General features: G+C 57.7%; 1 protein-coding gene and 2 pseudogenes. 1 reads left to right on the top strand and 2 read right to left on the bottom strand.

The features are described 5' to 3' along the window. Window positions 1-76 precede the first annotated feature (76 nt). Window positions 77-220 (bottom strand): annotated as a pseudogene (locus AC0L30_RS42830) (integrase core domain-containing protein); the annotation flags it as partial. 66 nt (window positions 221-286) lie between these two features. Between AC0L30_RS42830 and AC0L30_RS42825 the strand changes: the two are divergent. Further along, window positions 287-1,311: pseudogene (locus tag AC0L30_RS42825) on the top strand (IS110 family RNA-guided transposase). A 139-nt stretch (window positions 1,312-1,450) separates the two neighbouring features. Here the strand turns inward: AC0L30_RS42825 and AC0L30_RS42820 are convergent. Then, on the bottom strand, window positions 1,451-1,621 hold the full coding sequence (locus AC0L30_RS42820; protein ID WP_473309421.1) for an integrase core domain-containing protein: 171 nt from the start codon (window positions 1,619-1,621) through the stop codon (window positions 1,451-1,453). Between the last annotated feature and the right edge of the window lie 16 nt (window positions 1,622-1,637).

Genomic DNA, 1,637 nt, shown 5'->3' with positions numbered 1-1,637 from the left:
AACGGGTGGGCGACTTCAAATCGGAATGGTGGGCGAGATCATCTCGGAATCCTGGGCGACATCGATCGGAATCCGCAGTCAGATAGCCCAGCGACGAATGCAGGCGATGGCTATTGTAGTCATCGGCCCACGCCGCAATCCTGGTTCGGGCGAGATCAAGGCCGAAGAACAGGGTTTCGTTGAGAAGCTCGTCTCGCATCCGGCCGTTGATGGGGAAGACGGCTCCGCTCTCTCGGCGACGGTGATATCGTGCCAGATGTGCTGGCGGCAGAAGGAGTCAATCAAGATGAACATCGCGACTATTGGGTTGGACATTTCAAAGTTCGCTTTTCACCTCCATGCGGTTGATGATGAAGGACGCGTGGTCTGTCGCCAACGCCTGCGGCGTGGTGAGATCATCGCCTTCTTCTCATCACTGTCATCCTGCCTGGTCGGCATCGAGGCTTGTGCTTCCGCGCACCACTGGGCACGCGAGATCCAGCGGCTTGGTCACGATGTGAGATTGATTTCCGCCGGCATATGTAAAGCCCTACGTCCGGCGAGGAGCTAAGAACGATGCCACTGATGCGGCCGCAATCTGCGAAGCAGTTGCTCGCCCTCACATGCGGTTCGTTCCGATCAAGAGCGTCGAGAACCAAGGCTTCTTGATGCTTCATCGAGCGAGAGGCCTGCTGGTTCGTCAGAGGACTATGACATCTTGCGCCATCCGAGCCCATTTTGCCGAGTTCGGAGTTATTGTTGGGCAAGGCCGACAAAGGTGGATGGTTTGGTGCAAATGTTGGACGATGATCAGTTATCGTTGCCGACTACGGCGCGCATGGCGCTGGCAGCGCTTGTGAACCAGATGAAGGAAGTCGACCGGCAGATTGAAGCCATCGAGCGAGAGTTGGCTCAGATCCAGAGAGCGCATCCAGTGGCGAGGTTGCTTGCTTCCATCATCCCGGGCGTCGGCCCCTTACGGCTACAGCCCTTGCTGCCACCGTTCCCGATCCAACCATGTTCCGTTCCGGGCGGGAGTTCGCAGCTTGGCTCGGCCTAACGCCAAGGCAGAACTCAACTGGTGGAAAAGATCGGCTCGGCCGCATAACGAAGCAGGGAGATTCCTATCTTAGGCACTTGCTGGTCATCGGAGCACGTAACGTCGTCCGGTTCCCAAAGGCTCGCTCACGGGTCGGAGGCGGATGGATCGAAGCTCTCCTCGAGCGACGTCGACCCATGGTGGTCGCAATCGCCGTTGCAAACAAGTTGGCTCGGATCGTCTGGGCGATGATGACGACTGGGGAGTATTATAGGCCGACATCCCCCGCGTGAAGCTGCGGATGCGGCTAACAAGGTGCGAGGGCAAATGACAGCGTGATGAAAACCGGCGGAGCTGGGGATCGAGAAAGCCCGAAGAGCTTTAAGCGCAACGAGCGCGACCCGTTGATGAGGCCTCGATCCGCGATCTCCATCAGGGCCAGCACCATGGTATCGGTCGCACCAAAAGGCCGTATACATGAACGCACCCGACCGACATCAAAATGTTGTCGAAACCTCTTGCACCCGCGGGCCGTCTATACATGAAGCTTTCACAGAAGCCGTTCTGCATCGGTTTGCCTGGCGCGATAAAGTGCCAGGCAATCTGGTTGTCCTCTGAC

The organism is Bradyrhizobium sp. MI1.11 (assembly GCF_055811255.1).
This window is presented reverse-complemented; position numbering and strand designations above follow the sequence as displayed.